The organism is Mesorhizobium sp. P3_B5, from assembly GCF_056402815.1.
The window spans coordinates 856,197-880,084 of record NZ_JBFUGR010000002.1; the positions used below are offsets into that span (position 1 = coordinate 856,197).

20 protein-coding genes are annotated in these 23,888 nt (G+C 61.5%); 12 read left to right on the plus strand and 8 right to left on the minus strand.

Annotated elements, in window-relative coordinates; all coding sequences use genetic code 11:
* Positions 1-38 precede the first annotated feature (38 nt).
* From AC1DVW_RS09005 to AC1DVW_RS09015, 3 genes are all read right to left on the minus strand, one after another.
* Positions 39-878, minus strand: coding sequence for an SH3 domain-containing protein (locus tag AC1DVW_RS09005; protein WP_477322476.1), 840 nt, complete (start codon positions 876-878; stop codon positions 39-41).
* A 248-nt stretch (positions 879-1,126) separates the two neighbouring features.
* On the minus strand, positions 1,127-2,413 hold the full coding sequence (locus tag AC1DVW_RS09010) for an NAD(P)/FAD-dependent oxidoreductase (protein WP_477322478.1): 1,287 nt from the start codon (positions 2,411-2,413) through the stop codon (positions 1,127-1,129).
* Between the two features lie 137 nt (positions 2,414-2,550).
* Positions 2,551-3,987 (minus strand): glutamine synthetase family protein, encoded by a 1,437-nt coding sequence (locus AC1DVW_RS09015; protein WP_477322480.1) that lies wholly within the window; start codon positions 3,985-3,987, stop codon positions 2,551-2,553.
* Between the two features lie 153 nt (positions 3,988-4,140).
* Here AC1DVW_RS09015 and AC1DVW_RS09020 point away from each other — a divergent pair, with 153 nt between their 5' ends.
* Positions 4,141-4,857: an HAD family hydrolase gene (locus AC1DVW_RS09020; RefSeq protein ID WP_477248877.1), complete on the plus strand. Its 717-nt coding sequence runs from the start codon at positions 4,141-4,143 to the stop codon at positions 4,855-4,857.
* Positions 4,858-4,907: 50 nt separating this feature from the next.
* On the opposite strand, the gene AC1DVW_RS09025 is transcribed toward AC1DVW_RS09020, so the two are convergent.
* From AC1DVW_RS09025 to aceA, 3 genes are all read right to left on the minus strand, one after another.
* Positions 4,908-5,297 (minus strand): response regulator, encoded by a 390-nt coding sequence (locus tag AC1DVW_RS09025; protein WP_477322482.1) that lies wholly within the window; start codon positions 5,295-5,297, stop codon positions 4,908-4,910.
* Between the two features lie 340 nt (positions 5,298-5,637).
* On the minus strand, positions 5,638-5,880 hold the full coding sequence (locus AC1DVW_RS09030; RefSeq protein ID WP_006202762.1) for an SMc00767 family acetate metabolism repressor: 243 nt from the start codon (positions 5,878-5,880) through the stop codon (positions 5,638-5,640).
* A gap of 63 nt (positions 5,881-5,943) precedes the next feature.
* Positions 5,944-7,233 carry an isocitrate lyase gene (aceA, locus tag AC1DVW_RS09035; RefSeq protein ID WP_477274674.1) on the minus strand — a complete coding sequence of 430 codons (1,290 nt, stop codon included), beginning with the start codon at positions 7,231-7,233 and terminating at the stop codon, positions 5,944-5,946.
* Between the two features lie 247 nt (positions 7,234-7,480).
* Here aceA and AC1DVW_RS09040 point away from each other — a divergent pair, with 247 nt between their 5' ends.
* The 10 genes from AC1DVW_RS09040 to AC1DVW_RS09085 all read left to right on the plus strand — a co-directional run bounded on the left by AC1DVW_RS09040 (position 7,481) and on the right by AC1DVW_RS09085 (position 18,593).
* Positions 7,481-8,920 (plus strand): helix-turn-helix domain-containing protein, encoded by a 1,440-nt coding sequence (locus tag AC1DVW_RS09040; protein ID WP_477322484.1) that lies wholly within the window; start codon positions 7,481-7,483, stop codon positions 8,918-8,920.
* 152 nt (positions 8,921-9,072) lie between these two features.
* Complete coding sequence (locus AC1DVW_RS09045; RefSeq protein WP_477322485.1) at positions 9,073-9,972, plus strand: DUF2167 domain-containing protein; 900 nt, start codon at positions 9,073-9,075, stop codon at positions 9,970-9,972.
* Between the two features lie 374 nt (positions 9,973-10,346).
* A complete protein-coding gene (locus AC1DVW_RS09050) occupies positions 10,347-12,386 on the plus strand; it encodes a hypothetical protein (RefSeq protein ID WP_477322486.1) in 2,040 nt (679 codons plus the stop codon).
* Between the two features lie 60 nt (positions 12,387-12,446).
* Positions 12,447-12,734, plus strand: a complete 288-nt coding sequence (locus tag AC1DVW_RS09055) for a DUF1360 domain-containing protein (protein WP_477248872.1) — start codon at positions 12,447-12,449, stop codon at positions 12,732-12,734.
* A gap of 72 nt (positions 12,735-12,806) precedes the next feature.
* Positions 12,807-13,004 carry a hypothetical protein gene (locus AC1DVW_RS09060; RefSeq protein WP_477274666.1) on the plus strand — a complete coding sequence of 66 codons (198 nt, stop codon included), beginning with the start codon at positions 12,807-12,809 and terminating at the stop codon, positions 13,002-13,004.
* 183 nt (positions 13,005-13,187) lie between these two features.
* A complete protein-coding gene (locus AC1DVW_RS09065) occupies positions 13,188-14,126 on the plus strand; it encodes a DMT family transporter (protein WP_477274664.1) in 939 nt (312 codons plus the stop codon).
* A gap of 349 nt (positions 14,127-14,475) precedes the next feature.
* Positions 14,476-15,573, plus strand: coding sequence for a polyamine ABC transporter substrate-binding protein (locus AC1DVW_RS09070; protein WP_477248869.1), 1,098 nt, complete (start codon positions 14,476-14,478; stop codon positions 15,571-15,573).
* Between the two features lie 76 nt (positions 15,574-15,649).
* Entirely contained in the window at positions 15,650-16,789 is a 1,140-nt protein-coding gene (locus tag AC1DVW_RS09075; protein WP_477274662.1) for an ABC transporter ATP-binding protein, read from the plus strand.
* A gap of 9 nt (positions 16,790-16,798) precedes the next feature.
* Positions 16,799-17,770 carry an ABC transporter permease subunit gene (locus tag AC1DVW_RS09080; RefSeq protein ID WP_477322487.1) on the plus strand — a complete coding sequence of 324 codons (972 nt, stop codon included), beginning with the start codon at positions 16,799-16,801 and terminating at the stop codon, positions 17,768-17,770.
* 4 nt (positions 17,771-17,774) lie between these two features.
* Positions 17,775-18,593 (plus strand): ABC transporter permease, encoded by an 819-nt coding sequence (locus AC1DVW_RS09085; RefSeq protein ID WP_477248928.1) that lies wholly within the window; start codon positions 17,775-17,777, stop codon positions 18,591-18,593.
* A 19-nt stretch (positions 18,594-18,612) separates the two neighbouring features.
* Here the strand turns inward: AC1DVW_RS09085 and AC1DVW_RS09090 are convergent, their stop codons facing one another.
* Positions 18,613-20,463 (minus strand): AsmA family protein, encoded by a 1,851-nt coding sequence (locus tag AC1DVW_RS09090; RefSeq protein ID WP_477322489.1) that lies wholly within the window; start codon positions 20,461-20,463, stop codon positions 18,613-18,615.
* 308 nt (positions 20,464-20,771) lie between these two features.
* Here AC1DVW_RS09090 and AC1DVW_RS09095 point away from each other — a divergent pair, with 308 nt between their 5' ends.
* Positions 20,772-22,730 carry an acetoacetate--CoA ligase gene (locus AC1DVW_RS09095; protein ID WP_477322491.1) on the plus strand — a complete coding sequence of 653 codons (1,959 nt, stop codon included), beginning with the start codon at positions 20,772-20,774 and terminating at the stop codon, positions 22,728-22,730.
* Between the two features lie 21 nt (positions 22,731-22,751).
* Here AC1DVW_RS09095 and AC1DVW_RS09100 read toward each other — a convergent pair whose 3' ends face one another.
* Entirely contained in the window at positions 22,752-23,567 is an 816-nt protein-coding gene (locus tag AC1DVW_RS09100; protein ID WP_477322493.1) for an SDR family NAD(P)-dependent oxidoreductase, read from the minus strand.
* Between the last annotated feature and the right edge of the window lie 321 nt (positions 23,568-23,888).

The window sequence follows — 23,888 nt, forward strand, 5'->3', positions numbered from 1 at the left end:
ATGGAGCCCATCCCAGATCTACAGGGATGGAACAAGCTCTAGGCGCCGGTCTTGATGTAACTCTTGTAGATCCAGCCGCGTTTGCCGTTGTAGACGATCTGGCACCATTGCTTGCAGCTCATCACTTGCACCGATGTCTTGGCGGGCACGGTGGCGATAGCGGCTGCATTTTTCTTCGGGCCGCTTCGCATGGTCACGGCCCTCAAGGTGCGTCCGTTGCCGGCGGCAGCAACCTTCTGGGGCTTGGCGTTGGCCTGGGCGGGCTGCGGCAGTTCCGGTTTCGGGGTGGGAATGGCCGCGGTTTGCGCGCCGTCGGGATTGGCGTTCGCTGCCGGATCGCCGGGAGCGGCGACCTTGGCAAGCTCTGTCGTGGCGTCGGTTTGCGCCGCCCCTTCGGCGAATGCCGAAGATGGTTTCTGGTCTTGCGCCGGCTGGCTCGCCGCCTGATCGGGCGACGTCGCTTCAGGGCCGGACGCGGTCTTCGAGTCGGGCGCTGTCCACCGCGGATCGTTGGGCGCCAGCGCTGATACAGCCGCCGCGTTGGCAGCCGCCGTCCGTGAAACCGCGTCGCCCTTGCGCGCCGCTGGTGGCGGCACGACTGCGGCGACCTTCGCGGCGGGGGGAGCAACTTTCGTCGTTTTCACCGGAATGGCCGGAACGGTCTGCTGCGGGTTCGCGCTCGCTTGCCTGTCATTCGCTGGCAAAGCCAGCCACAACGCCACGGCCGCCACGCCGAGCAGCGCTGCGGTACCGACCGCGGCAATCACCAGATGCGAGTTCGACCGGACTCCCTGCCAGAAAGTGGGCCGCATGTCGTACCCGAACTGCATGGCAAAGCGCCGTCGTTCCGGCGCGCCGAAACTGAAGGGCTCGTTCACGTTTGCCACCTCCAATATGCGGGCCGATGTTCTTTCGATCAGTGCCGGAAGGCCGGCATTCGATCGGCATCGGTCCCAAAACAAAGCGGGCAAGCCCGCAAAAGTCACCGTTCAATCGCCCAGAACCGGCACCTTTTACCCGCGATTGTGGCATCAGTGCGCCCTAACCCAGGATTCTGCACCCTCGTTAAGGATTCTGCAATGTGCGGCTTAAGCACCGAATATTTCAGTCGGAATCGCTTTGTGCTCTAGATTCTGTCGCGAAGCGCAAACCAGTTGAGCGCCAGGAACAGCAGCGGCGTGCGAAAACGTCGGCCGCCAGGGAAGGCCGGGATGTTCAAATCCTCGATCAGCTTGAGCCGATCGCGGTTGCCGGCGACGGTCTCGGCATAGAGCTTGCCGAAGAAGTTCGACAGCATGACGCCGTGACCGGAATAGCCGCCGGCCGAGATCACATTGGGCATCACCTCGCGCACGAATGGTTTTCGCGGCACGGTGATGCCGACGTAGCCGCCCCAGCCATGGGTGATCTCGACATCCTTCAAGTCGGGATAAATCTCGGAGATCTGCCGGCGGATATGGATGTGGATGTCCTTGGGATCGTTGACACCATAGATCTCACGCCCGCCGAACAGCAGGCGGCCGTCTTTCGATTTGCGGAAATAGCGCACTACAAAGCGGGAATCGTCGACCGCCTCGCCGCCCGGCAGCACTTTGGACTCGGCGCCCAGCGGCACTGTCGCGCCGATGAAGGAGCCGATCGGCATGATGTGCGCGGCACTCACCGGCTCGAGCGTGCCGCCATAGGCGTTGACGCCGATCAGGCATTTTTCGGCTGTAATGACGCCTTTCGGCGTGGTCACCCTGACCTTGCCGGCGCTGGAGGTGATACCGGTCGACGGTGTTTGCTCGAACAGCTGCGCGCCTGCCTGCGCCGCCACCTTTGCCGTGCCGATCACCAGCTTCAGCGGCTGGATATGGCCGGTGCCGGTGTCGCGGGTGCCGCCGAAATAATGCGTCGAGCCCAACCGCTCCGCCGTTTCCATGGCGTCCATGAAAGAGATGTGCGGATAGCCGAACCGGTTCGCCATGATCTCGGCATGCGCCTTGTAGTCGTCGACATAGCGCTGCTTGTGCGCCACCGACATCTGCCCTGGCATATAGTCGATCTCGATGTTGTTGACGGCGGCGAATTCAAGCAAATGCGCCTTGGCCTCTTCGGCCAGGTCAAACAGCGCCTTGGCGCGCGAGAATCCGTATTCCGCTTCCAGCTCTTCAGCCCAGGCGCGCTGGCCGGTGCCGAGTTGGCCGCCATTGCGGCCCGATGCGCCATCGCCAAAGCGATGCGCTTCGATCAACACGACGTTCGTACCTGCCTTGGCCAGGTGTGCTGCCGCCGACAGGCCGGTGAAGCCACCGCCAACGATGACGACGTCGCATTTTCGGTCGCCGTCGAGCGCCGGATATTCAGGCCGTACACCGGCGGTGTCCTCATACCAGGAACGGCCGGGAGAAATCGGAGATTGGTAAGGCATGATGCGGCAAAGACTCAGGGTTTTGGAAGGGGTGAAACAGCGAATGGGGAGTAGGGAGTAGCGAATAGGGAGGCGACTGATGTTGCTTCTATTCGCTATTCGCTATTCGCTATTCGCTATTCGCTATTCGCTATTTTTCAGACATTCAGCAGCAGATACTCCCGCTCCCACGGGCTGATCACTTCCATGAAGGTCTCGAATTCCGCCCGCTTGATTGCCGCGTAGGTCGCGGCGAAGGATTTGCCGAGCAGCGCGCACAGCTCCTCGTCGCCCTCGAACAGATCGACGGCTTCGAGCAGGCCGCGCGGCAGGTCGATCTCGTCGGCGTTGGCTGTGGTCAGCACAGGAGGCTCGGCCTTGATCTTGTTGGTCATGCCGATCAGCCCGCAGGCGAGCGACGCGGCCAGTGCCAGATAGGGATTGGCATCGGAGGACGGGATGCGGTTTTCGACCCGCCTGGCCGCCGGATCCGAGCGCGGCACCCGGAACGCCGTGGTGCGGTTGTCATAGCCCCATTTGTTGTTGACCGGCGCGGAGGCCGCCTGCGTCAACCGGCGGTAGGAATTGACATAGGGCGCAAACATCACCAGCGCGTTCGGCACATGCTTCTGCATGCCGCCGATGAAATGGAAGAAGTCGTCGGTTTCCGAACCGTCCTCGGCCGAAAAGATATTCCGCCCGGTCTTCTTGTCGATGATCGACTGGTGGATGTGCATCGCCGAACCTGGCTGACCCTGGATCGGCTTGGCCATGAAGGTGGCATAGATCTCGTGCTTCAGCGCCGCCTCGCGAATGGTGCGCTTGAACATGAACACCTGGTCGGCGAGTTCGATCGGGTCGCCGTGGCGCAAATTGATCTCGAGCTGGCCGGCGCCTTCCTCGTGGATCAGCGTGTCGATCTCGAGGCCCTGGCTCTCGGAGAAGTGGTAGATGTCGTCGATCAGTTCGTCGAACTCGTTGACGCCGGCGATCGAATAACCGGCGCCGCCGCCGATGGCGCGCCCCGAACGCCCGACCGGCGGGGTCAGCGGATAGTCCGGATCGGGGTTTTTGCGCACGAGGTAGAATTCGATCTCGGGCGCCACCACCGGCTTCAGCCCGCGCTTGTCGTACGCTGCAACCACGCGCTTGAGCACATTGCGCGGCGTAAACTCGACCGAGCGGCCGTCCTGGTGGACGAGATCGCATATGACGGCGGCCGTCGGATCCTCTTCCCACGGCACCACGGTCAGGGTGGAAAGGTCGGGCATCAGCTTGAGATCGCCATCGTCCTCAGGGTAGTGGAAGCCGTTGCCGTCTTCCGGATAGCCGCCCGAGATCGTCGTCATGAACACCGCCGAAGGCAGCGCCAGCGAGGTGTTGGAGGTGAATTTCTTCGACGGCATCATCTTGCCGCGCGCAACGCCCGCCTGATCCGGCGTGATGCATTCGATATCCTCGATGCCGCGCCATTCCAGCCAGGCGCTGACTTCCTTCCAGTTTTTCACGCCGCGTTGATTTTTCACGAAAGCAGGCGTGCGGACACGTCCTCCGCGGGTCGACGGACGGACTTCCTTTTTTGCAGGCGGCATCATTCACCAGATTGGGTTGCGGATTTTGGAGTATAGCCGTGCGCGGTGATGGAAGGGAAGGGCAAGCCGGCTGGCTTCACCGCCACGGTTGAAATTTGCTGTAGCCAGCTTAGGTTCAAATTTCCGCAAACGCAGTCACCGGAATGAAGACGTCGCATGCAAGACAGTCGCAAATTGACGACGATCGGCTTCGACGCCGATGACACGCTCTGGCAGAACGAGCAGTTCTTCCGCATGACTGAGAAGCGCTTTACCGCGCTGCTCACCGATCATGCCGACGAGGAACATATTTCGGCACGACTGCTCGAGGCCGAGAAGCGCAACCTGGCAATCTATGGTTTCGGCATCAAGGGGTTCACCCTGTCAATGATCGAGACAGCGATCGAGGTCACCGAGGGCCGGGTGCCGGCCTCGGCCATCGCTGAAATCCTTGCCGCCGGTCGCGACATGCTTGCCCATCCGATCGAGGCGCTGCCGCATGCACGGCAAACCGTCGAAAAGCTCGCCGGGGACTATCGCCTGCTGCTGATCACCAAGGGCGACCTCTTCGACCAGGAGCGCAAGCTGGCCGGGTCCGGTCTGGGCGACCTGTTCGATGCCGTCGAGATCGTCAGCGACAAGAGTGCCGCCACCTATGACAGGATCTTCAGCCGCCACGGCGACGGGCCGGAGAAAAGCATGATGGTCGGCAATTCGCTCAAGTCCGACGTGGTGCCGGCCATCGAGGCCGGCAGCTGGGGCGTCCACGTGCCGCATGAGCTTACCTGGGTGCTGGAACATGTCGAGCCGCCGGTGGCAGCGCCGCGTTTCCGCCAGATTGCCGACCTTGGCGAACTGCCCGGGCTGATCGAAAGCATAGGCAAAATCGGCTGATCGCGTCCCGGTGTTAGGCGCGTCCTGGCGTTGCACCGGCTGGAGCCGGACTAGGAACAGTCGCGCCCGAGTCCGATCAGCCGATCGATGACCGGTTGCAGCCTTTCAGTGGTGATCGGCTTGGTCACCACCACATCGACGACGCTCGACAGGCCCAAGCTCTCCGGTGTGCCAATCTTGGTTGAAAGCAGGATCACCGAGGGCAGCGATCTGCCCGACGCCCGCCGCATCGCATCGATGCCGGACATCAGCGCATCGCAGTCCTTGTTGTCGGCTCCGCCATCAAGAACAACCGCGCCGGGAACAAGGGTTCTCAGCGTCTTCGCCGCCATTTCAGGCGTCTCCGATATCGGCTTCAGTCCGGATCTTTCGACGATCTTCGACACCACAACCCGACTGATCGGCGACTTCCCGACAACGAGCACTTGGGAGAGATCCATGATCATCTCGGCGTTCGCCTTCCGGCCCATCAAATTCGGGACGGTTGCGGTCTCTGTCTCGCGATCTACTGGACACATGGGCAGGGGCTGGCCGCTCGTCTCTGTTTCAATGCAGGGTTGAAATCCGAGAGCCAATTGGCGTGAGATCGTCACTCATGTCAAGCTGAAATGGCAGTCATCCGAAATATAGCCGGAAGCATTACAATTTAAGGCAAGTTTTGTTCTTGGCAGTAGTGAATTGGTGGCGCAAAACAAAGTCACCCGCGCGAAACCCGCGCGGGTGAACCCAGATTTTGCCATGCGCAAAACACGCAGCAAAAGCGTGGCGCTGCAGGCGCGGTCAGCCGTGGCTCTGTTGGGTGACGATCACCGGGATCAAAAGGTCGCCCCAATTGCCGTCGCCGCCATGGTGGCGTGCCGAGCGCACGAGCTCCACCGAGACGCCCGCCTCGACCGCCTTCATCACCGACTGGTTGAGCCTGTGCAGATCGTTGGCCAGCATGCGGATGGTCGCCTGCTGGTCGACGCTCATCGTGGTGGATTGCTCTTCGGCTCGTTCCTTGACGCGGCTTATCGAAGCCATTGGTCTTCTCCCTTTTGTGCCCTTTGGGCGTTTCCTCTGTTTGGTTGCGTATTCTCGTTCCGGCTATTCGGCCGCCGGCTTGAACTGGGCGTGCTCGGTCGATTCATGCATTGCGGTGGTCGAAGACCGGCCGCCGGTGATCGCCATCGACACGGCGTCGAAATAGCCGGTGCCGACCTCACGCTGGTGTTTGGTCGCGGTGTAGCCGTGGGCTTCCGCCGCGAATTCGGCTTCCTGCAATTCGGAATAGGCCGTCATCTGGCGCGCCTTGTAGCCGCGCGCGAGTTCGAACATGCCGAAATTGAGCTGGTGGAAACCGGCCAGGGTGATGAACTGGAACTTGTAGCCCATGGCGCCAAGTTCCCTCTGGAATTTCGCGATCGTCGCGTCGTCGAGGTTCTTCTTCCAGTTGAACGACGGCGAGCAATTGTAGGCGAGCAGCTTGCCCGGGTGATGCTTGCGCACGCCCTCGGCGAATTTCTTGGCCTGCGCCAGATCGGGCTTCGAGGTCTCGCACCAGATCAGGTCGGCGTATGGCGCGTAGGCGATGGCGCGCGCGATGCAGGGCTCGATGCCGTTGCGGACCTGGTAGAAGCCTTCCACCGTGCGGCCGGCGTCATAGTCGACGAAGGGCTGGTCGCGCTCGTCGATGTCGGAGGTCAACAGCTTTGCCGCTTCCGCGTCGGTGCGCGCCACGACCAAGGTCGGCGTGCCCATCACGTCAGCCGCCAGACGCGCGGCGTTGAGGTTGCGGATATGCGCCGCGGTCGGGATCAGCACCTTGCCGCCGAGATGGCCGCACTTCTTCTCCGATGCCAGCTGGTCTTCATAATGGACGCCGGCGGCCCCCGCCTCGATGAACGCCTTCATGATCTCGAAGGCGTTGAGCGGGCCGCCGAAGCCGGCTTCCGCGTCGGCGACGATCGGCGCGAACCAGGTGTCGACCGAAAGGCCGTTGCCCTCGGAGGTCTCGATCTGGTCGGCGCGCTGCAAGGTGCGGTTGATACGCTTGACCAGTTCGGGCGCCGCATTGGCGGGATAAAGCGACTGGTCCGGATACATTGATGACGCTGTGTTGGCGTCCGCCGCGACCTGCCATCCCGACAGATAGATCGCCTTCAGCCCGGCGCGGACCTGCTGCATGGCCTGGTTGCCCGACATGGCGCCGAGCGCGTTGACGAAATCCTCCTCGTGGATGAGCTTCCACAGCCGGTTCGCGCCCATTTCGGCGAGGCTCTGCCGGATCTGGACCGACCCGCGCAGCCGCTTCACGTCCGCCGGCGAATAGGGCCGTTCGATGCCGTCGAAGCGGCCTTCCGGCGCCGAGGGAACGAGGTTGTAAAAATCGGTCATGGGTCACTCCAGAAAATTCGATGCCGGGTTCAAAGCGCTGTTGCCGGGAGGGTTTAGCTCCACTTGTGTGTGACATCATTTACATTGCAGCGCGAAGAGAGCGAGAAAAACCGTGAGATTCAGCCGAAAATAAGAGAAAACCTGTGTTGTGTTTGACTGATAAGCGCTGTAAATTTGTCACGATTGTAAAAGACCGATGGCGCGCAACCACGCCGAGGTCGTGTAAATTTCTGTCAAGGATAGTCGATTGGCTGATCAGAAGATCTTCGCCGGACCGCGCATCCGCCGCATCCGCAACGCCAAGGGCCTGACCCAGACGGCGATGGCCGAGGGGCTCGGCATCTCGCCGTCCTATCTCAACCTGATCGAGCGCAACCAGCGGCCGCTGACGGTGCAGCTGATCCTGAAACTGGCATCCGTCTACAAGGTCGATCCGCACGAGCTGCAGGGCGAGGCGAGGGGGTCGATATCAGCCTTGAAGGAAGTGTTTGCCGATCCGCTGCTTGTCGGCGAATTGCCGGGCGACCAGGAGCTGATCGAGCTCGCCGAGGCTGCCCCCAATGCGTCGGCCGCGATGATAAAACTGTTTCGTGCCTATCGCGAGCAGGCCGAACGGCTTTCCGATCTCAACGAACTTCTGGCGCGCGAAGGCAAGGGCACGGCACTTGCCGGCGCGCGGCTGCCGATCGATGAGGTGCACGAGATTTTCGAGCGCCGGCCGAACCATTTTACCGCGCTTGAGGAAGAGGCCGAGGCGTTCACCTCGGTGCTCGATCCTGGCGATGATCTGTTCGCCGCGCTGAAGGCCTGGCTGAAGCGCGAATACGGCATTGTGGTCAAGGTGTTGCCGGTGGCCACCATGCCGAACTGGCGCCGCCGCTATGACCGCCACTCGCAGCGTCTGTTTTTATCCGAGCGCCTGTCGCCATTCGACCAGTTGCGCGAAGTGGCGATGGAAGCCTGCCTGATCCGCATGACGGTTGCGGTGGCCGGCGAGATACAAGGCCTGAAGCTGACCACTGACGAAGCCCGCCGTCTGGCCCGCTTCGAACTCGGCCGCTATGCGGCACACGCGCTGATGATGCCCTACCAGGCCTTTCACGCGGCCGCCATTCGCGCCCGTTACGACATCGACGTGCTGCGTTCGCGCTTCAACGTCTCCTTCGAGCAGGCGGCGAACCGGCTGACCACGTTGCAGCGGCCCGGCATGTTGGGCGTGCCGTTCTTCATGCTCGAGGTCGACAATGCCGGCAACCGTTTCCGCAGGGCGGGCAGCCTGGGCTTTCCGCACAGCCGCTTCGGCGGCGGCTGTCCGAAGCTGCCGGTTCATGCCGCCTTCACGCAGCCCGGCCAGATTTTTGTCGAGGCGGTGGAGATGCCCGATGGCGCCGAGTTCCTCTGCGTCGCCCGCACGCTCGAAGGGCCGCAAGGTTCGTTCTCGGAGCGTCCGCGCCGCACGGCGCTGCTTTTGGGCTGCGATATCGGCTTTCGCGACGAGATCGTCTATGGCGCGGCACTGCCGGCGGCGGCAAAGACTGGGCACGGCGCCGCTCCAGCCACGTCGGTCGGTCCTGCCTGCCGGCTGTGCGAACGCGTCGGCTGCCTGGCGCGCGCCGAACCGCCGGTGACGCGCCCGCTCGGCCTCGACGAGATGGTCACCGGCTTGAGTGCGTTCGACTTTCAGTGAGGTTGCCGGCGAAGTCGGTTTCCCCAAAAAGGCCACCCACGTCTTGCGGGTGATAACAAGTAGTCGCCTGGATCATAGCCGATGGAAATATTGATTAAGCATCGGCGGTGCGATATCGAAAGACGAGCAGCGCAACGGTCGGGGGATCAGCGATGGGCAGGACGGCTTTCTGGCTTGGTTTGGCGCTTGCCCTTTCGGCCAGCCCCGCATTGGCAGAAAAATCCTCGGAATTCTTCAAGGGCTATCAACAGTATAGCGACGACGGCAAGGCATTCCTGGATAAGATCGATCCGAAGACCGGCGCGATCGACCTTCCTGAAGGCATCCATCTCAACCTGAAGGACAAGTTCTATTTTCTCGACAGGAAGGACGCCACGTCCGTCCTGACTGAGGCCTGGGGAAACCCGCCTGATACCGCCTCCGAAGCGATCGGCATGATCTTTCCGATCAAGTATGAACCGATCGCCGGCAACGGTTGGGGCATCGAGTTACGCTATGAAAAGATCGGCCATGTCGATGACGGCGACGCCGCGTCCATCGACTACACCGAACTGCTGAGCAGCATGCAGGCGGACACTTTGTCGGGCAATGATCAGCGAGTGAAGGACGGTTATCAGCCGATCAAGCTGATCGGCTGGGCCTCGCCGCCGGTCTATGATTTCGTCCACAAGCGGTTGCACTGGGCCAAGGAGCTGCAGTTCGGAGACGATACCATCCATACGCTCAATTACGATGTCCGTTTCCTCGGCAGGGAAGGCGTCTTCGTGATGAGCTACATCGCCACGGTGGAACAATTGCCGGAGATCAAGCAGAGCCTGGACGAAGTGCTCGGCGTGGCGGACTTCAACACCGGCAGCAAATACACCGACTTCCTGCCTGGCACCGACACAGTTGCCGCGGTTGGCATTGGCGGCCTCATTGCCGGAAAATTGGCGGCAAAGGCGGGTTTCCTGGTCGTGGCGCTCATCGCGTTGAAAAAATTCGGCCTGATCCTGCTGGTCCCTCTGGCGGGCCTCTGGCGCTTCATTCGCGGCAACAAGGCCAGTTCATAGAGTAGCCGACATCCTCCGATGCTATCAGGCGTACCGCTGCTGGCGGCGCGCCTGACGGCTATTGGCCGAACTGCAGAACTCTGTATATCGGCCTGATAGTCCCGCCAGAGAGGGGTGGGTCGATTTTTGAAAATAATCGAAATACCGACATGTCTATGAAGCATATCACATAAAATTATTGATATATAGAACGTAGATAATAAAATATTTACAGTAGTAATGTAATTTACTTTAATTATCGATAAGTTAAATTTCGAGTTGTATTTGGAAATATGTGATGCTTCTTACATAACGCTTCGGTGGTTGCTGGTATCGATGCTGGCCTGCGGATGAATTTTGCAATCCCGCAGCCAAGCCCAGAGGAGGCCACAGCCATGAAGTCGCCTGAAAAGCCGGCCGCACATGCGGCCGAACACGCCCCTGACAAGCGCATCATCACCACGATTCAGGCCGAACGCCTTGCGTCGCTGGCCAAGATCGACGCCAAGGAACTGATCGGCCACAGCATTGCCGACCTTGCCGAAAGGCTGAAGTGGCGTATCGATCCCGAACTGTTCTTCTTCCGGCGCATTTGCGGACGCGTCGTCAAGAAGGATCCGGTCACCGGCGTCGAATATCCCGTTCCGTTCGCCACCGTCGAGGTCCAGGACACCGATTGCAGTCTGGTCAGCTATTTCCCTGCCAACTGGCGCTGGGGATGGTTCTATCCCTTCCATTGCCGGCGCGAAGTCATTGCCACCGTCAAGACCGACGAATGCGGCCGCTTCTGCGTCTACGTCCCGCGCTTCGATATCGACTGGATCCTGCGCTGGCGCCATCGCCGGATCTGTTTTCCCTACATTTTCATCAGGCCTTCGATCAAGGATCTGGTGGCTTTACCGGAACTGGATCTGCCGGTGCCGCCGCGTCCAGGCCCGGTCGAGAAACTGCCCGGGTTGAAGCGCCATCTCGAGGCCGCGCTCGGCGCCGTGTCTCAGGCGGCAAGCCTGAGCCTCGAAGCGAACTCGCAAAGCGGGCGGGAAACATTGTCCGCCGAGCTTGAGGGAGCACGCGCTTTCCCGATGGAGATGCAGGCGCCTATTCCCCCGGAATTCCAGAAGCTGCTGAGCGGCGATGACGACATCGTCGGCAAGAAGCCGGCCGACCCAAGCGAGGCCATCCGCGCCGCGGTCGCCAGGCAACTGGGCGTGCATCACTCGGAAATCGATGGCTTCGACCTCAACCGCTACATCGGCCCGTTCCACCGCTGCTTCGATATTTACCTGCCGCAGTGGCAGCGCATTGTGGATGTGCCCGACATCACCTTCCGGGTCACCCAGGACACCAATGGCGACGGCATCGAGGAAGTCATCTATTCCGAAGGCTATTTCGACGTGCGCTGGAACGCCGGCGTCATTCCTCCGGTCACGCTCGTCGCTTCCAGCCAGGCGCGTGAATCGCGTGTCTGCGAAACGCCCGTCGTGCCCTGCAAGGACGTGCCGGAAATCCTGTTCGCCGGCCTGATGCCGCTCAACAATGCGTCCTACTTCAATGCCGTCACCGGCTATGCCGTGCGTCCGAACCGTCCGATACCGCCCATAGGGCCTCGCCCGCTGGCGCGGACACCGTTCCACGGCACGCTGCAGCTCTACGGCTGCGTCAACGTGCCGAAGGCGCAATTCTACCGTGTGCTCGCCAGCACCGACAATGGCGTGACCTTCAACGCTATCACCGGGCTGTCCTGGAACATCTATCCGATACCGTCGGGATCGCCGCACCTTGTCACGCCCGACGCCGATGGCTGGTATCCGGTGCTGCCCAATCCGACGGCGTTCCATCCGGACAACCTCGTGCTCGAATGGCCGACGCCGACGCTGCAGAGAACGCTGCTCAAGATCGAGGTCGGAGGGGCGGCGAAGAACCACCTGCAATATTCCGGCGTCGTCGCCATCCAGACGGACAACACCGCGCCAACGGTGCATTTCGACACGCTGGCCTGGAAGTTCGCGTCGGAATCCGACAGCGCGTTCGCTCTGCCCGGTCGCAACCTGCTGGTGCCATGCCCGACCATCCGGCGTGGCGTCGTGCCGCAAGACATCGACGTGCGCATCGTCGTCTCCGTCACCGCGCATCATCTGCGCAATGCCGTGCTGACGTCGCATGGCTGCGGCAGCGGATCCTTCTCGCTGCAGACATCACTGGCCGATACGTCTCACTGGCATGAAACAACCAGCGACAACTCATGCCTTCTATCAGGCACCTATCGTCTGGTGGCAGCGACTTCGCTCGAGGGCTCCTATGGCCTCGGCTGCAGCGCGTTCAGCCGTGCAATGAACCCTGCCGGCGCCGACAATGGGCATCTGTTCGACTGGAACTATGACCCGGTCGACATCCGGGTGGATCCCGACGTGGATATCGCCGTCATCAACGGATGAACCCTGTCTTCCGCGCGGCGGCATCTTTTCCGCCGCGCGGGAATTTCTGATGGATGTCAGATGTCGAGCGAACTTGTTTTCATCCTCATCAGCCTCGCCACCTGGCGGATCGCACATTTCGTCGCCGCCGAGGACGGACCCTTCAACATCGTCGTCAAGGTCAGGGCCAGGGCCGGCGATCATATGCTGGGGCATCTGATGGACTGTTTCTATTGCCTGAGCCTGTGGCCATCGGCCGTGTTCGCGCCGCTCGTCAGCCACGGCTGGATTGAGTTCGTGCTGGTCTGGCTCGGCGCCTCCGGTGCTGCCTGCCTGTTCGAGCAGGCGACCGGGTCGAAGACGACATAACAACAGGAGACGATGATGGGATGCTGTGGTCAAAATCGCCAGGTATGGCAGTCGCCACCACGCCGAACCCAGATGTCCGGGACACCGCAGCCGCCGGCGCTGACCGGCGCTGTCGCGATCGAGTATCGCGGCGACACCTCGATCGTCGTCGCCGCGCCGGCATCGGGCTTTACCTACGTCTTCCCGAAAGCCGGGGAACATCTCGAGGTCGATGGCCGCGACGTCGCCTGGCTTCTTTCCCTGGGCGACTTTGCCGTTGCCGGCGGCTAGAGCATGATCCCGAAAAGTGGAATCCGGTTTTCGGAAAAGATCATGCTCAACAGGTTCAAGGTGCCCTAAGCGGAACATTGTGCTGGACCACGCCCAGCCACCAACTTTGCGTTACGCGAATGAAGCACGTTTCTGTCGTCCACTGCGCATCGTGCCGCCCGGAAATCGCCGACAGTCGCACTCATGACCGATATCGCATCACCAAGTGTCGTCTCGCCGCGCGAGGAGCGCGTCGGCTATCTCCTGATATTCCTGTCGGCGCTGGTTTGGAGCTTTGGCGGTACCATCGCCCGTTTCATCGATACCGGTGACAACTGGGCGGTGATCTTCTGGCGCTCGCTCTGGGCCGTCGCCTTTCTGCTTGGCTTCATGGTCTGGCGCGACGGCTGGCGCGGCACGCCGAAATTGTTTCGCGACATGGGCCTGCCCGGCCTTGCCGTGGCCATTTGCTTTGCCACCGCTTCGACCTCGTTCGTCGTCGCGCTCTCCTACACCACCGTCGCCAACATCCTGTTGATGCAGGCCGGCGTGCCATTGCTGGCGGCGCTGCTTGCCTGGGCGTTGTTTCGCGAACGGGTGACTGTCGCGACTTGGATGGCTATCGCTGCGGTCATCGTCGGCGTTGCCATCATGGTCTCGGAATCGCTCGACGGCGCCGTCTCTCCGATCGGCGACGGCCTGGCGCTGCTGATTGCCGTCATGTTCTCGATCGCAACTGTCGTCACCCGGCGTTTCGCTCATGTACGCATGACGCCGGCCACTTGCCTTGGCGCGATGCTCGCTGCCACATTCGCGGCGTCCCAGGCATCGGAGCTTGCCGTTTCCGGCCACGATATGGGTTTTCTCTTCGCCTTCGGCGTCGTCAATCTAGGCCTCGGCCTGGCCTTCTTCACCACCGGCGCCCGACTTGTTCCGGCGGCGGTCGCGGCGTTGATTGGCACTTTTGAACCGATCCTAGGGCCCATCTGGGTCTGGCTTGTTCATTCCGAAGTGCCCTCGGTGCGCACCATCGTCGGCGGCGCGGTCGTGGTCACGGCGCTGCTTGTCCATATCGGGCTCGAATTCAAACGCCAGGCCCGGCCGGCGCGACCGGGGGTCGCCGGCGTGCCATCCCCTAATTAATGCAGTGCACGGGTTTGCCATTGACAACGTCGCTACCGGGCGGGCAGGCTGGGGCTACGGCAACAACAAGACAGGCGTATCTTGCCAAGTCTCCCCGCCGGTCCAATCGAGACCGGACCAAATCGTCGTATCCCTGCCCGCGCCATGGCGAGAGCCGCTGACGGCGCAGCAGTGCCATCCAGGCCACGACAAGCGCACAACGCTCGCGACATCAGCACATCGAACCACTCCCATGGTGTCGCCAGTTCGTGCTTGTCGCGTCCTGGAAAGCTCAATAGTCTGAAGCAAATGCCCGGCCGCGCTACGCCGCGACGAGCCGGCGACGGAACACTCACCAAAGGAGAATAGCATGATCCGCAAAGCGCTCTGGCTTTCGGCGACCTCGGCATTTCTGACGCTTTTCGCCGTCGGCGGTCACGCCGAGGATCGCGTCGTCAACGTCTTCAACTGGTCGGATTATATCGACGCCTCGATCATCGACGACTTCACCAAGGAAACCGGCATCAAGGTCGTCTACGACACCTTTGATTCCAACGAAATCCTGGAAACCAAACTGCTTGCCGGCGGCAGCGGCTACGACGTCGTCGTGCCCAGCGGCAACTTCCTTGCACGCCAGATCCAGGCCGGCGTGTTCCAGAAGCTCGACAAGTCCAAGCTGCCCAACATTTCTAACATGTGGGACACCGTTTCGGAGCGAACCGCCAAATACGACCCCGGCAACGAATATTCGATCAACTACATGTGGGGCACGGTCGGTATCGGCTACAACCTCAAGAAGGTGCAGGCAGCACTTGGCACCGACAAGATCGACAGCTGGGACGTGTTCTTCAATCCCGACAGCCTGGCCAAGCTGAAGGATTGCGGTGTCTATGTGCTGGACTCGCCGGCCGATATCATACCGGCGGCGCTGAAATATCTCGGTCTCGATCCGAACAGCACCTCTGCCGACGATATCGCCAAGGCCCAGGACACGTTGCTGAAGATCCGGCCCTTTATCCGCAAGTTCCACTCTTCCGAATACATCAACGCGCTCGCCAATGGCGATATCTGCCTGGCGGTCGGCTGGTCGGGTGACGTGTTCCAGGCCCGCAACCGCGCGGTCGAGGCCAAGCAGGGGGTCGAAATCGGCTATTCGGTGCCCAAGGAAGGCGCCCAGATGTGGTTCGATCAGATGGCGATCCCTGCCGACGCAACGCATGTCGCCGAGGCGCATGAATTCCTCAACTACATGATGAAGCCGGAAGTCATCGCCAAGTCCTCCAATTATGTGCTGTACGCCAACGGCAACAAGGCTTCGCAGCAGTTCGTAGACAAGGCGATCCTGGACGATCCGGCGATCTATCCGGATGCCGCGACCTTGGAGAAGCTCTACACCGTCCAGCCTTACGATCCCAAGACCCAGCGTGTCATCACGCGCACCTGGACCAAGATCGTCACCGGCCAATAAGCAATCTGACACGACCCCGGCAATCCTCTGCCGGGGTCGGTTTCCTTTCGGGGCAAAAAGCAGGACGGAGTGGGACATGAAATCGCTTGGCAGCATCCGCAGGGATTTCGCGCCATGGAATGATCCGAACGCCAAGCCGTATATTCAATTCGACAATGTCACCAAGAAGTTCGGCGACTTTACCGCCGTCAACAATCTGTCGCTGACCATCTTCGAGCGCGAGTTCTTCGCGCTGCTCGGCGCCTCCGGTTGCGGCAAGTCGACTCTGCTCAGAATGCTCGCCGGCTTCGAGGAGCCGACCGCCGGTCGTATCCTGCTCGATGGCCAGGATCTGCGTGGCATCCCGCCCTACCGGCGGCCCGTCAACATGATGTTCCAGTCCTATGCGTTGTTTCCGCATATGACCGTGGAGAAAAACATCGCCTTCGGCCTCAAGCAGGAAGGCATGCCCGCTGCCGATATCGAAAAGCGCGTCGCCGAGATGCTGAAGCTGGTCAAGCTCGAGCAGTTCGCCAAGCGCAAGCCGCACCAATTGTCCGGCGGCCAGCGCCAGCGCGTCGCCCTTGCCCGCTCGGTCGCCAAGCGGCCGAAGGTGCTGCTGCTCGACGAGCCGCTTGGCGCGCTCGACAAGAAGCTGCGCGAGGAAACCCAGTTCGAACTGATGGACCTGCAGCAAAATCTCGGCCTCACCTTCGTCGTCGTCACCCACGACCAGGAAGAGGCGATGACTATGGCTGACCGCATCGCCATCATCGACAAGGGCGAGGTGATGCAGGTGGCGACGCCGGCCGAAGTCTATGAAGCCCCGAGCTCGCGCTTTGTCGCCCACTTCGTCGGCAACGTGAATATGTTCGAAGGCAAGGTTGCCGAGCACACGGCCAAGACAACCCGCATCGCCGGTGCGACTGGAGCCCAGATCGTCGTAGACAATTCCGTCGACACCGCCGCAGGCGCCGACATCGTCTTCGCCATCAGGCCTGAGAAGATCAGGATTTCGTCGAGAAAGCCCGCCGATGCGGTCAATGCGCTCGAAGGCGAAGTCTACGACATCGCCTATCTCGGCGACATGACCGTTTATCATGTCAGGCTGGATGACGGGCAGATGGTACGGGCCAGCACGATGAACGCGGCACGCATCGCCGAGGACCCGCTGAGCTGGAACGATCGGGCTTGGGTGTCTTTCCGGCCCGATGCCGGCGTTGTGCTGACGCGGTAGGGGGCGGTCATGTCGAATGCCGCTGTTACCGTCGCACCACCCTCTTCAGACACCACCAGCAAGCCTTTCCCGGCCCGGTTGGGAGCCGCCTTCGTCGGCCGCCTGGTCATCATCATTCCTTATGTCTGGCTCCTGTTCTTCTTCCTCATTCCGTTCGTCATCGTCTTCAAGATCTCGCTGTCACAGACGGCGATCGCCATTCCGCCCTATACGCCGGCACTCGATTTCAGCGCTGGCATTTCCGGGTTTTTTGCGCAGCTGAAACAGCTCGGTGTGGATAACTACACATGGCTGACGCAGGACGCGCTCTACTTCAACGCCTATGTGACCAGCGTCATCATCGCCGCAATCTCGACGGTGCTGACATTGATCGTCGGATACCCGATCGCCTACGGCATGGCGCGGGCGCCGGCAACGATCCGCCCCACCTTGCTGATGCTGGTGATCCTGCCATTCTGGACCTCGTTCCTGATCCGCGTCTACGCCTGGATCGGCATCCTCAAGCCAGAGGGATTGCTCAACCAGTTGCTGCTCGCCACCGGCGTCATCCACGAGCCGCTGATTATCCTCAACACCTACACGGCGATCTTCATCGGCATCGTCTATTCCTACCTGCCGTTCATGGTGCTGCCGCTCTATTCCGCCCTCGAGAAGATGGATTATTCGCTGATCGAGGCGGCAAAGGATCTCGGCTGCCCACCGACATCAGCCTTCTGGAAAATCACCTTCCCGCTGTCGCTACCTGGCGTCATCGCCGGCTGTCTGCTGGTGTTCATCCCGGCGGTCGGCGAGTTCGTCATTCCCGACCTGCTCGGCGGCTCGCAGACGCTGATGATCGGCAAGACGCTGTGGAACGAGTTCTTCGCCAATCGCGACTGGCCGGTGTCGTCCGCCGTCGCCGTCATCCTGCTCTTGCTGCTGATCGTGCCGATCATGCTCTTCCAGCGAGCGCAGGCGCGCGCTCAGGAAATGGATCGGTGACATCATGAACACCACCTGGAGCCGCTTCAACATCACCTCGATCGTGCTCGGTTTTGCCTTTCTTTACCTGCCGATCGTCCTGCTCATCGTCTTCTCTTTCAACGAGTCGAAACTGGTTACCGTCTGGGGCGGCTTCTCGACCAAATGGTACGTCTCGCTGTTTCACAACCAGGGCCTCATGGATGCGACCTGGGTTACGGCGCGCGTTGGCCTGATTTCGGCCACCGTGGCAACCGTGCTCGGCACGCTGGCGGCACTTACCTTGACCCGCTACACGCGCTTCAGGGGCAGGGTGCTGTTTTCCGGCATGGTGTTTGCGCCGCTGGTCATGCCGGAAGTCATCACCGGCCTGTCGCTGCTGCTGCTTTTCGTTGCCGTCGGTCTCGATCGCGGCTTCCTCACCGTGACGCTTGCCCACATCACGCTGACCATGTGCTTCGTCGCCGTCGTCGTGCAGTCGCGCCTCATCACCTTCGACCGTTCGCTGGAAGAAGCCGCGATGGATCTGGGCGCAACGCCGGTCAAGACCTTCTTCCAGATCACGCTGCCGGTCATCATGCCGGCGATCGTGTCAGGCTGGATGCTGGCCTTCACGCTGTCCCTCGACGATCTGGTCATTGCCAGTTTCACCTCCGGGCCGGGCGCCACCACCTTGCCGATGAAGATCTACAGCCAGGTTCGCCTCGGCGTGACGCCGGAGATCAACGCCGCCTGCACCATTCTGATCGCCGTTGTTGCTGTCGGCGTCATCATCGCCTCGCTCGCCAACAAGCGTCGTGAGGTTCAGCGTCAACTCGACGAACAGGCCGCTCAGCGTGGCTGACGGGTTGAGAGCCGGCGGCCTACTCGCCTGAAACGCCACGGCTGATCGGCGAGATGAACGGCGTGCTCCAGGTGCCCCCGACGAAGAACGAGGACTGGTTAGGGCCTTGAGCATTTGTCGGCGTCGCGGCCTGCTCGGGCTGAATGATGCCGCCGGACAGCGCCAGTCCGCGACCGGCGTAGGAGGCGATGCCGGAAAGCCAGATCTTGTACTTCGCCGAATTGGCTTCGGCCTTGTCGAGCCTGGCGACGCCCTTGGAGATGCTGGCCTTGAGCTCGGCGCCGTCGATCGGCAGCGTTCCGTCGGCGACATCGTCGAGCGCGAAGAACCCGCCCTGCTCCGAGTGCTTGAGAAACGCCTGCAGGTTGAGGCCGCTGAGGGCGCCCGGACCGAACGTCGCCGAGACAGAGCCGTCGGCGTTTTCGAAGATGGAGCTCCAGGATTTACCCGGCCCCTTGAGGATGACCGAGACGGTTCCGGTGCTGGCTGGCACCAGCCGCGTCATCCCCGCCGCGGTGCCGAAGGCGCCGCCATCTATATCGGAAGCCAAAAGCCGGATCTCGACCTGTGTGCCCTCAGGCTTGCGGTCGAAACGAAGGCTGCTCTGAATGTTGCCGCCGAAAGCCGACGCATCGGAAATGTCGAAGACTGCGAGGCCGTTCTTGACCTGGGCGGTGGCGGCAACGTCGGCAAGCTGGATCGCACCCGCCGTGGCGTGCGCTGCCGACAGTCTGAGATCGAGATTGATCCGGTCGGCAAAGCTGCTGTCGATTTCGCCAGGCCCGGTCTCGCCGGCGGGGGCCAGCGGCGTGAWGGCGGAGAGAAACGACCGGAGATCCAGCGTATCGAAAGCGAGCGTGCCGGAGATCACCGGCAGCGCTTCACCGAAGGAGAAATCCAGCGCGCCCATGCCCGGATTGTTGTCCAGGGCCACTGCGGTGTTTTCGAATTTTATGCGGCCGGCTGTCGCCGTTACCTTGCTCGAGATCGAGACGGAACCGATGGCGGCACCCGGCGCGATGCCGGCCTGCGACCATTCCAGCACACGCCTGAGCGACGGGGCCGAAAATTTGGCCTGGCCATCGAAATAGGCATTTTCGGACATGCCGGCGACGCCATCGAATGAAAAGCTGGCAGGTGCTGCCTTGAAGGAAAGCGTGATCGGCGCGGCGCCCCCAGCAAACAACACCAGCGGCTTGGGCGAGGCGACATCGACGGCGACGCTTTCGCCGCGCCAGATTCCGGTTGCCGTCAGCGTCGCATTGCTGTTCATCGCCGCCCAGCTTGCCTGGCCGGTCAGGCTGCTCAGGATTTCATCGTCCTTGCCGCCAACGGAGGCGACCATGCGGCCGTCCCTGAATTCCACGGTGCCGAATGGATCGGTCGGCAGCTTGCTCAGATCCGGCGTCGCCGGATTGGCGTTGACCACGCCGCGGGCGGTGTCGATCGAGCGCGTGATGCGTCCGCCGGACGGTATGGCAGGCAGGAAGAACCCGTTTGCCATGCGCTGAACCCTGATCGTCGGCCGCACCAGCCGCGCCGTCGAAAACACCACGTCGCCGCGCAGCGCCGCCATGGCGGAAAGGTCGACCTCGACCCGCTCGGCCTCGATCACCGGTGGCGCATCGGTCTCCGTCCATTGCGAAAGCGTCACGTCGGTCAGGATGGCCCGGAATTTCGGCCACACCTCAATGCGCGGCGCGCCATCGATGGTAACCCTGAAACCGCTCCACGCGCTCATCTCCCAGGCGATGCGGTCGCGCACGATACGGGTGGAGGCAATCAGCGGCAGCGCGGCGACGACCAGCGCGATGACGAGCACGGCAACGCCGATCGCCCATACTCCGCGCCGGATCAAAGGTGATGGCATATCGCCCCGTATGCTTCCATTCCAACAAAAATCGCCCAACGGGTGTAACCCAAGACTTAGGCATTTCAAGTCTTTATGGCCCGGCGATGGCATTTGCGCACACCCAGCGCGGTCGACCCGAACAAAATCTTGCTCTGCTGCGGTGCGATATGCATAAGCGAGGTAGCCCAATGCATGTCAAAAAGTCTTCATCTCAGACCTGATACGAGGGTGCGCGACGGTTTTGGGACAGCGATTTGCATGAAGCAGAGTTTAAAGCGCGTGGCATAAATCCCTTCAAACGCGACGTGCTTTAAGGAGGAACGATCATGGCTGCCGACGCCCCCCTCTGGACCCCGACACAAGACCGGATTGATGCGGCGCCATTGACCGCCTTCATGAAGGCCGCTGCGGCAAAAGCCGACACATCCTTCGCCTCCTATGCCGAACTCCACAACTGGTCGATCGAGGACCGCGAGGGTTTCTGGAGCCTGGTCTGGGACTTCTGCGGCATTGTCGGCGACAAGGGCGAGACCGTGCTCGTCGATGGCGACAAGATGCCCGGCGCCTCGTTCTTCCCCCAAGCGACGCTGAACTTCGCCGAGAACCTGCTGAAGAAGACCGGCTCGGGCGACGCAATCGTCTTTCATGGCGAGGACAAGGTCGAGCGCCGGCTGTCCTGGAACGAACTGCATGCGCTGACGTCGCGCCTGCAGCAGCTTTTCCTGTCGCTCGGCGTCAAAAAGGGCGACCGCGTCGCCGCCATGATACCCAACATGCCGGAAGCCGTCGCCGCTATGCTGGCGGCTGCCTCGATCGGCGCGGTCTGGTCATCCTGCTCTCCCGATTTCGGCGAGCAGGGCGTGCTCGACCGTTTTGGTCAGATCGAGCCGGTCGTCTTCATTGCGCCGGACGGCTACTGGTACAATGGCAAGGCGATCGAGGTGGCTGACAAGATTGCTGCCGTGGCGGCGAAGCTCACCACCGTCCGCAAGATCCTGATCGTCGACTATCTCGGCACCTCGGCCGATGTGGCAGTGACCGTCGACAAGGCTGCGGCGCTCGAAGACGCGTTGGCACCTTTTGCAGCCAAGCCCGTCGCCTTCGAGCGATTGCCGTTCGCGCAGCCGCTCTACATCCTGTTTTCGTCAGGCACGACCGGCATTCCCAAATGCATCGTCCACTCAGCCGGCGGCACGCTGATCCAGCATGTCAAGGAACACCGGCTGCATGCCGGTCTCACCGACGGCGACCGCTTCTTCTACTTCACCACTTGCGGCTGGATGATGTGGAACTGGCTGGTGTCGGGGCTCGCCTCCGGAGCGACGCTGCTGCTCTATGACGGTTCGCCCTTCTACCCCGATGGCAATGTGCTGTTCGACTTCGCCGATGCCGAGAAGATGAATTTCTTCGGCACCTCGGCCAAATTCATCGATTCCGTGCGCAAGGCCGGCCTCAAGCCGATCAGGACGCATGATCTGTCGAGCGTGCGGGCGATTTCCTCCACTGGCTCGCCGCTGTCGCCGGAGGATTTCCGCTTCGTCTATGACGGCATCAAACAGGACGTCCACCTGGCCTCGGTCTCCGGCGGCACCGATATCGTCTCCTGCTTCGTGCTCGGCGTGCCAATTGAGCCGGTGTGGACCGGCGAGATCCAGGGGCCGGGCCTTGGCCTTGCCGTCGATGTCTGGGACGATGACGGCAAGCCGGTCAGGCAGGAGAAAGGCGAACTGGTCTGCGCAAAGGCGTTTCCGGCCATGCCGATCGGCTTCTGGAACGACCCCGAAGGCAAGAAGTACAGCGCGGCCTATTTCGAGCGCTTCGACAATGTCTGGTGTCACGGCGATTTCGCCGAATGGACGGCGCATGGCGGCATGATCATCCACGGTCGCTCCGACGCGACGCTCAATCCCGGCGGCGTGCGCATTGGCACGGCGGAGATCTACAACCAGGTCGAACAGATGCCCGAGATTCTGGAGGCGCTGTGCATCGGCCAGGATTTCGACAATGACGTGCGGGTTGTGCTGTTTGTGCGGCTGGCCGCCGGCGTGCAGCTGGACGCTGACCTGGAAAAACGCATCCGCGCGAAAATCCGTACCGGGGCGAGCCCCCGTCACGTGCCGGCAAAGATCGTCGCCGTGTCAGACATTCCACGCACCAAATCGGGCAAGATCACCGAGCTTGCGGTGCGCGATGTCGTGCATGGCCGCGCCATCAAGAACAAGGAAGCGCTCGCCAATCCCGAAGCGCTGGAGCTGTTCAAGAACCTGCCGCAGCTTGCCGACTGAGCAGGCATCCCGATCCGAAGATCAGCGCAGCCAGGACCTGATACCGCGCTTTGCCGTACCGGCCTTCGGTTCGGGATCATGGCCAAAACCCAAGCGCGCCGACATCCCCTGGTCGGCGACGAGTTCGGCTCCACTGAACGCCGCACTTTGATCCGAAAGCAGGAAAACAGCAGTCGCCGCGACCTGCGGCACGGTGTTGTATGTCCCGGTCGCGTGCCCTGCGTTGAAATAGCGTTCCGCCGCGGCATCCTTCGCCGACATCTCGGCAAGGGCTTCGGTCCGGGTCAGGCCGGGACAGAGCGCATTGACGCGGATCTGGTGCTTGCCAAGGCTCCACGCCATGGCTCTTGTCATCGAAACGACCGCGCCTTTGGTCGCGGCATACATCTCATAGCCGGCAAGCGTGGCGCCTGCGTGGTTCGAGGCGATTTTGACGATCGATCCGCCGCGCCGTGCCTCGATCATCAGCCGGGCGATGTGCTGCGAGACAAGGAAGACTGAGCGCTGGTTGACCTGCCAGAGCTGGTCCAGGTCGCCAAGCGGCATGTCGAGAAATGGCGTCTGCAAGGTGACGCCCGCATTGTTCACCAGCCCGTCCGGAGAGCCGTATCGTTGCGCGATCGCCTCCGCCATCGCCGCGATGCTCTCCGGCGACGCGACATCGACTTGCAGGAATTCGGCGCCGGCGCGTTCGACAGCGTCGCGGTGCTCGGCGAGCAGGGTCGCTCCGACCACGGTGGCGCCGGCTTCGACACAGGCCCGCGCGATGCCGAGGCCGATACCCGAACCAGCGCCGGTAACGACGATGATCTTGCTGGAAAGTGATTGCGTGGACACTTCACAGCTCGTGCGGTGATGCCATTTTTCGCTGAAACAGCAGGAACTGCACGGGCAGCGGCACCAGGCCGAATACAGCATGGGTATGGTTAACAAAATATGTCGGTGGAATTTACCTAGATTTCACGAGTGGTACACTTTCGTAAATTTTCAATCGCGCTGGTAAGGACTTGTTAAGGGCCGGCGTCGATAGTCGCACGTAACTTGACGGAGAAATCCCGTTCCTCGAAGTCCCCTGAGGATCTGAATTCGCTCAAGCCCCCGTTGTGACAGCAATCCAATTACTTAAGGCGTCCTCTTGGACGCCTTTTCTTTGTCTGG

Bases quoted from the DNA above. Each gene is read 5' to 3' on its own strand.
- AC1DVW_RS09070 (WP_477248869.1), top strand. From the start codon at position 14,476: ATGATCCGCAAAGCGCTCTGGCTTTCGGCGACCTCGGCATTTCTGACG.
- AC1DVW_RS09030 (WP_006202762.1), bottom strand. From the start codon at position 5,880: ATGGCTTCGATAAGCCGCGTCAAGGAACGAGCCGAAGAGCAATCCACC.
- AC1DVW_RS09050 (WP_477322486.1), top strand. From the start codon at position 10,347: ATGAAGTCGCCTGAAAAGCCGGCCGCACATGCGGCCGAACACGCCCCT.
- AC1DVW_RS09010 (WP_477322478.1), bottom strand. From the start codon at position 2,413: ATGCCTTACCAATCTCCGATTTCTCCCGGCCGTTCCTGGTATGAGGAC.
- AC1DVW_RS09015 (WP_477322480.1), bottom strand. From the start codon at position 3,987: ATGATGCCGCCTGCAAAAAAGGAAGTCCGTCCGTCGACCCGCGGAGGA.
- AC1DVW_RS09095 (WP_477322491.1), top strand. From the start codon at position 20,772: ATGGCTGCCGACGCCCCCCTCTGGACCCCGACACAAGACCGGATTGAT.
- AC1DVW_RS09080 (WP_477322487.1), top strand. From the start codon at position 16,799: ATGTCGAATGCCGCTGTTACCGTCGCACCACCCTCTTCAGACACCACC.
- AC1DVW_RS09020 (WP_477248877.1), top strand. From the start codon at position 4,141: ATGCAAGACAGTCGCAAATTGACGACGATCGGCTTCGACGCCGATGAC.
- AC1DVW_RS09060 (WP_477274666.1), top strand. From the start codon at position 12,807: ATGTCCGGGACACCGCAGCCGCCGGCGCTGACCGGCGCTGTCGCGATC.
- AC1DVW_RS09085 (WP_477248928.1), top strand. From the start codon at position 17,775: ATGAACACCACCTGGAGCCGCTTCAACATCACCTCGATCGTGCTCGGT.
- AC1DVW_RS09045 (WP_477322485.1), top strand. From the start codon at position 9,073: ATGGGCAGGACGGCTTTCTGGCTTGGTTTGGCGCTTGCCCTTTCGGCC.
- AC1DVW_RS09055 (WP_477248872.1), top strand. From the start codon at position 12,447: ATGTCGAGCGAACTTGTTTTCATCCTCATCAGCCTCGCCACCTGGCGG.
- AC1DVW_RS09025 (WP_477322482.1), bottom strand. From the start codon at position 5,297: ATGGATCTCTCCCAAGTGCTCGTTGTCGGGAAGTCGCCGATCAGTCGG.
- AC1DVW_RS09065 (WP_477274664.1), top strand. From the start codon at position 13,188: ATGACCGATATCGCATCACCAAGTGTCGTCTCGCCGCGCGAGGAGCGC.
- AC1DVW_RS09075 (WP_477274662.1), top strand. From the start codon at position 15,650: ATGAAATCGCTTGGCAGCATCCGCAGGGATTTCGCGCCATGGAATGAT.
- aceA (WP_477274674.1), bottom strand. From the start codon at position 7,233: ATGACCGATTTTTACAACCTCGTTCCCTCGGCGCCGGAAGGCCGCTTC.